This window comes from Kineococcus siccus (genome assembly GCF_009906795.1).
GTDB classification, from domain to species: domain Bacteria; phylum Actinomycetota; class Actinomycetes; order Actinomycetales; family Kineococcaceae; genus Kineococcus; species Kineococcus siccus.
On the sequence record NZ_JAAALN010000233.1, the window covers coordinates 1 to 6143 of the forward strand.

Below are 6143 nucleotides of genomic sequence, written 5' to 3' on the forward strand. Positions count from 1 at the left end.
CCCCGCTCCCGACCCCGGCCAGCCCCGCGGGCGGACCGGGACGGAACCCCGCACGGCGCGCTCGCCGCTGCGCCTGCGCCTGCTGCTGGCGTCGTTCGGGCTCGTCGTGTGCACCGTCCTCGCGGCGCTGTGGTCCACGGCGCAACCCCCGCCGGGCGGCACCCGGACGCCGGGCGCCGTCCTCGCCGCCTTCGCCCTCGTGGCCCTCGTCGACCTGGTCGTCGTGGGCCGGCGGCTGCGGCGCCGGGCACGCGGCGGGGGCCCGCGCTAGCCGTCCCCGGGCAGGACGGCCGGAACCCTCAGCCGGCCGCGGTCAGCTCGCCGAGCACCACCGCGACGGTCGACGCCGTGCCGTCGCGCTCGACGACCACGTCCACGCTCTGCCCGATGCGCAGACCGGCGAGCACGACGGCGAGCTGCGAGGTGCCCACGACGTCCTGCCCCGCCACGGACACGATGACGTCGCCCCGGCGCAGACCGGCCGTCGCGGCCTCCCCGGCCGGGTCGACGTCCACGACGCCCACCCCCGCGGGCCGGCCGGCCGCGTCGGCGAGCGTGGTGACGCGCACCCCGAGGGCCGCGCGGCCCGTGGCGAGGACCCGGCCGTCCTCGACGAGCTGGCGGGTGATGTCGCGGGCCCGGTCGGCGGGGATCGCGAACCCGATGCCCGGTGCGGCCCCTCCGAGCTGCTGGTCGGTGGCCGCGAGCGTCGGGATCCCGATCACGCTGCCGCGCAGGTCCACCAGCGCCCCGCCGCTGTTGCCCGGGTTGATCGCCGCGGACGTCTGGATGGTCCCGGGCAGCGTCGCGCCGGGGGACCCCTCACCCGCCGGTTCGGTCACGGTGCGCCCGACCGCGGAGACGATGCCGTTGCTCACGCTCGAGGACAGGCCCAGCGGGTTGCCCATCGCCAGCACGATGGTCCCGACCTCGACGCTCGCCGAGTCGCCGAACGTGGCCGGGCGCAGGTCCGGCGCCCCCTCGACGTGGACGACCGCGAGGTCCTCGGCCGGGTAGGTCCCCACCAGCGTCGCGGGGTACGACGTCGCGGAGTTCGCGAACCGCACCTCGAACGCGGTCGCCGTCCCGACCACGTGGGCGTTGGTGACGATGTTGCCGGCCCCGTCGAGCACGACGCCGCTGCCCAGCCCGGTGGGCGTGCGGATCTCCACCACGGACGGCAGGACGTCGGTGATGACCTGCTGGTAGGCGTCCTCGAGGCTCTGCGCAGGGCCCGCGGCCGCCGGGCGGGCGACCGGCGGGGTCGCCGTCGAGGGCTCGCGCGCGGGGCCGGCGTCCTGCTCGCCCGTGCACCCGGCGAGCAGCACGGGCACGAGCAGCAGACCCGTCCACCCGCGGCGCCGGCCACGGGCGGCGGCCGCCGGTGGGCTCGTGACGGCTGGGGTCCGGACAGCTGTGGTGCTCGCGGCGGGGGTGGTCGCGGCTGGGGTGGTCATGGGGGTCCTCCGCTCGGACCGGGTGCGGTGCCCGCGGTCCGTGGTCCGCGCCCGTGGTCTCAGGGCGGCCGCAGGAGCCGTCGGGCCGCGCTGCGGGTGCTGGGGGAACTCTGCGCGCCTCCGGCCGCCCCGGCCAGTCGTGGACCCGGTGCCCGGGTTGACTGCCCGCCCCGTCCTCACCGAGGCTGCCCACCCGGTCACTCGCGTCGGGGACCGCACGACGAGGAGGTCGCACGTGAGCAGAGCAGTCGAGATCGGCGGTGGGACCTCCGGCGCCCCGCACGTCGTCGACGTCGCCCTGGGGGCCCCCGGGCCCGGTGAGGTCCGCGTCACCGTGCGCGCGGCCGGCATCGCGGGCACCGACGGGGCGGGCGAGCTCTACCCCGCCGCCTTCTCCAGCGGCGGCAGCGACTTCGCCGGCGTCGTGACAGCTCTGGGCCCCGAGGTGGGCGACCTGCAGGTGGGCGACGAGGTGCTGGGGTTCAGCGCCGCGCTCGGCCGGCAGGCCGACGCGGTCGTGGTCCCCGCCGGCCACGTGGTCCGCAAGCCCGCGGGGCTGTCGTGGGAGGTCGCCGGGTCGCTGTGCGTCGCGGGTGCCGCGGCCTGCGCCTGCGTGCACGCGGTGGGCGTGCGCGACGGCGACACGGTCGTGGTCACGGGCGCCTGCAGCGACGTCGGGTCCTTCGTCGTCCAGCTGGCCCGCCTGTGCGGCGCGCGCGTCGTCGGCCTCGCCGCGCCCGAGCACCACGACTGGCTGCTGGCCCACGGCATGGACGCCGTCGCCGAGGCGTCCGCGGGGGAGGAGCACGCCGACCTGGCGCGCCGCCTCGCGGCCGCGGCCCCCGAGGGCGTCGACGCCTTCGTCTGCGCCGCAGCGCAGGACGAGCGGGAGCTCGCCGTGCGGCTCGAGGTCGCGCCGCACCGCACGGTCCGCGCCGCCGTGGGGGGACCCGTCGGCCACGACGTCCTCACCGAGCTGGCCGACCTGGTCTCCACCGGGCGCCTGCAGGTGCCGATCGCGGGCACCTACCCGCTGGACTCCGTCCGCGAGGCCTACGCCGACGTGCGGGAGCACCACCCGCTCGGCCGCGTGGTCCTGCTGCCCTGACGGACGCGGGCGTGCGCGGCGCGGAGCTCGCGGCGCGGTTCCACGCGACGGCCGTCGCCCCGCTGCTGCAGCGCCACCTGCCCGGGCTGCCGCACGCCGCCGGGCGCCTCGGCGCCGGGTCGGACGTCCTGGGCCTGGACGACGACGTCTCCCGCGACCACGACTGGGGCCTGCGGCTCACGCTCCTGGTGCCCGCCGAGCAGGTGGCGCGGGTCGACGCGCTGCTCGAGCGGGAGCTGCCGGCGGAGGTGGCGGGGTGGCCGACGCGCTTCGCGATGACGGACGACCCCGCCCCCTGGCACCGCGTCGAGGTGACCACGCTCGCCTCCTTCGCGGCCGCCCGCCTGGCGCTGCCCCCCGAGGCCGCGTGGGACGCGCTGGACTGGCTGAGCCTCACGGGCCAGTCCGTCCTGGAGGTGACGGCCGGGACCGTGCTCGCCGACACCGCGGGGGACCTCACCCGGCTGCGCGACCGGCTCGCCTGGTACCCCGAGGAGGTGTGGCGCCACGTCGTGGCCGCCGACTGGCTGCGGCTGGAGCAGGAGCTGCCCTTCGTCGGGCGCACCGCGGAGCGCGGCGACGACCTGGGCTCGCGCGTGCTCACGGCGCGCCTGGCGCGCACCGCCGTGCACCTCGGCTTCCTGCTGGAGCGCCGCTGGCCGCCGTACAGCAAGTGGACGGGCACCCTCTTCGACCGGCTGCCCCGCGCGGCGGCGGTGGGCCCGCTGCTCACCGCCGCGGTCCGCGCGGACCGGTGGCCGGACCGGGAGGCGGCCCTCGTCGCGGCGCTGGAGGACCTGCTGGCCGTGCAGCGCGCCGCGGGCCTGCCCGCGCCCGCCCGGGCGACGCACCCGTTCCACGACCGCCGCTACCGCGTGGTGGACGCCGCCGTGGCGGCGGGGCTCCGCTCCGGGCTGCGCGACCCGGTGCTGCTGCGCCTGCCCGCGGGCGTCGGCTCGGTCGAGCAGTGCGTCGACAACGTCGACGTCCTCGTGACCGCCGACCGCCGCGGTGCCGTGGTCCGGGCGTGGGGGGCCTAGCCTCGGCGACGTGACGGAGCTCCAGCGCAGCGGTCCGGCCGCCCAGGGCGTCGACGCCCGCGGCATCGACGCCTTCCTCGACGCCCTCGAGGCGTCACCCGGGATCGAACCCCACGGCCTGCTCGTGCTGCGGCACGGCCACGTCGTGGCCGAGGGGTGGTGGGCGCCCTACGCGGCGGAGCGCCCGCACCTGCTGTACTCGTTCAGCAAGAGCGTGACCTCCACCGCGGTGGGTCTCGCGGCGGCCGAGGGGCTGCTCACGCTGGACGACACCGTGCTGTCGCACTTCCCCGAGCTCGACGCCGACGTGACGGACCCGCGCAGCCGGGCGCTGCGCATCCGCGACGTGGCCGCCATGGCCAGCGGGCACCTGCAGGAGATGGTCCAGGCCGCCCGCGAGGAGGACCCGGTCGACCTCGTGCGCGGGTTCCTGCGGCTGCCGCCCGAGCGGGAACCGGGCAGCGTCTTCACCTACAACCAGCCCTGCACGTTCGCGCTCGCGGCGATCGTGCAGCGCGCCACGGGACAGCTGCTGACCGAGTACCTGCGGCCCCGGCTGTTCGACCCGCTGGGCATCGGCGAGGTCGGCTGGACCCGCGACGCCTCGGGGCGCGAGATCGGCTTCTCCGGCCTGCACGCGCCGACCGAGGCCGTCGCCGCGATCGGCCAGCTGTACCTGCAGCGCGGGCGGTGGCGCGGGGAGCAGCTGCTGCCCGCGGCGTGGGTCGACGACGCCACGCGCGCGCACGTCTCGACGGCGGCGGAGGAGGACCCCGACTGGGCGCTCGGCTACGGCTTCCAGTTCTGGCTCTCCCGGCACGGCTACCGCGGCGACGGGGCCTACGGGCAGTTCTGCCTCGTCCTGCCCGAGCACGACGCGGTCGTCGCCATGACCACCGCCGCGACCGACACGCAGGCCCAGCTCGCGGCCGTGTGGGAGCACCTGCTCCCCGCCTTCGCCGACGCCCCGCTCGCGGCGGACGAGGCGGCGGAGACCGCGCTCGCGTCCCGCCTCGCGGCCCTCGCCCTGCCCGCCCCGGGCGCGGCGCTCGCGGACGCCCCGGAGGACCCGCAGGCCTGGCCCGGCACCTTCACCCCGAGCGCCCCCGACGCCGCCCGGCCTGCGCCGCACCAGGTGTCGCTCCAGCACGGCGCCGACGGCTGGACCTTGGGGCTGACCGACGCGGGCGGTCGCCTGGACGTCGTCCTGGGAACGGCGGGCTGGGCGGTCTCGGCGCCCGCGGGCGCGGACGGCGTGGCCGTCCCGGTCGCCGTGAGCGGGGGCTGGCGCGACGCCGGCACCCTCGAGGTCGCGGTGCAGTTCCTCGAGACGCCGCACCGCACGACGCTGCGCTGCACGCTCGCCGACCGCACCTTCTCCGCCGCGTGGGCGACCCAGCCCCTGTCCGCCGAGCGGCTGTCGGACCTGCGCTCACCCGTCCGCGGCTGAGCCGCGGGGTCCCCGACCGGCGGGGTTCCCGACCGGCGGGGTTCACGGGTCGCGGGGTTCACGGGCAGGTGCTCGCGAGCCCCGCGACCACGACCTGGTTCGCGGCCCCGGCCAGCGGGTCGGTGGCCGGGTCGACCCCGGTCCCCGTCCAGACCAGCGTCGCCTGGCGCCGGCCGTCGGGCGAGGACAGCGAGAGCGCGCGGTACCCGACCCCGTTGCCGCGCTGGCCGTAGACCAGCTGCGGCGGAACGGCACCGCACGCGTCGCCGCCCGCCAGCAGCCCCAGGCCGTACCCCTCGACGCCGACCTCCCGCATCGCCGCGACGCCCGCGGGAGAGACGAGCCGGCCCTCGAACAGGGCCCGGAAGAACCGCGACACGTCTCCCGCCGTGGAGACGACGCCCGCACCGGCCGACCAGACGGACGGCTCCTGGGCGGTCGTGTCGACGGCCCCGGCGGCCGGGTCGGCGCCCGGGAAGAGGTAGCCGCGCAGGGCGCCCGCGGGCAGCGCGGGCGTGGTGGGGAACGTGGTGTCCCGCATGCCGGCGGGGTCGAACACGCGCTCGGCCAGCACGGCCGGCAGGTCCCGGCCGGTGACGTGGCGCACGAGCATCCCGAGCACCACGTAGTTCTCGTTGGAGTAGGAGAACGCCGTCCCGGGCGCCGACGTCCACGGCCGGCGCAGGGCGGCGCGGACGAGGTCCTCGTCGCTCCAGCGCCGGGTCACCGCGGCGGTCACCTCCTCCGCCGTGTCCCCCTCCAGCGCGCCGGAGCTGGGCAGCCCGCTCGTGTGGTCCAACAGCTGGCGGACCGTGACGCCCCGCTCGGCGGGCAGCACGCCCGGCAGGACGGCCTCGACGGGGTCGTCGAGGCCGAACCGGCCCTCCTCGGTGAGCTGCACGACGACCGCGGCGACCATCGACTTGGTGACGCTGGCGACGCGGACGGGAGCGTCGACGCCGGCGGGGGCGCCGGTCGCGCGGTCGGCCACGCCCGCGGCGCCGGCGGCCGTGCGGTCCCCGTCGCGCACGTCGGCGACCGCGCCGACGGCGCCCGCGGCGACGAGCGCGTCCAGGGCCGCGCGGACG

Annotated in this window: 6 protein-coding genes; 4 read left to right on the forward strand and 2 right to left on the reverse strand. The window is 78.1% G+C overall.

Annotated elements, in window-relative coordinates:
• Positions 1-271 (forward strand): DUF6343 family protein (locus GTR02_RS18750; RefSeq protein WP_205709598.1); only part of this gene is annotated, 271 nt, incomplete at its 5' end.
• Between the two features lie 28 nt (positions 272-299).
• On the opposite strand, the gene GTR02_RS18755 is transcribed toward GTR02_RS18750, so the two are convergent.
• A complete protein-coding gene (locus GTR02_RS18755) occupies positions 300-1457 on the reverse strand; it encodes a S1C family serine protease (protein ID WP_166609003.1) in 1158 nt (385 codons plus the stop codon).
• Positions 1458-1692: 235 nt separating this feature from the next.
• Between GTR02_RS18755 and GTR02_RS18760 the strand changes: the two genes are divergently transcribed.
• Genes GTR02_RS18760 through GTR02_RS18770 form a run of 3 tightly spaced genes read left to right on the forward strand, consistent with a single transcriptional unit; the run spans position 1693 to position 5055 of the window.
• Positions 1693-2565, forward strand: coding sequence for a zinc-binding dehydrogenase (locus GTR02_RS18760; protein ID WP_205709599.1), 873 nt, complete (start codon positions 1693-1695; stop codon positions 2563-2565).
• 11 nt (positions 2566-2576) lie between these two features.
• Positions 2577-3605 carry a DUF4037 domain-containing protein gene (locus tag GTR02_RS18765; protein ID WP_166609005.1) on the forward strand — a complete coding sequence of 343 codons (1029 nt, stop codon included), beginning with the start codon at positions 2577-2579 and terminating at the stop codon, positions 3603-3605.
• A gap of 10 nt (positions 3606-3615) precedes the next feature.
• The gene (locus GTR02_RS18770) at positions 3616-5055 is read left to right on the forward strand and encodes a serine hydrolase (protein WP_166609006.1); all 1440 of its coding nucleotides are present in this window, start codon (positions 3616-3618) and stop codon (positions 5053-5055) included.
• A gap of 58 nt (positions 5056-5113) precedes the next feature.
• Here GTR02_RS18770 and GTR02_RS18775 read toward each other — a convergent pair.
• The coding region (locus tag GTR02_RS18775; protein ID WP_166609007.1) for a serine hydrolase domain-containing protein at positions 5114-6143 on the reverse strand (1030 nt) is incomplete at its 5' end.

What these genes read in the sequence shown, in the direction of transcription:
- GTR02_RS18755 (WP_166609003.1), bottom strand. Translation starts at nt 1,457, where the DNA reads ATGACCACCCCAGCCGCGACCACCCCCGCCGCGAGCACCACAGCTGTC.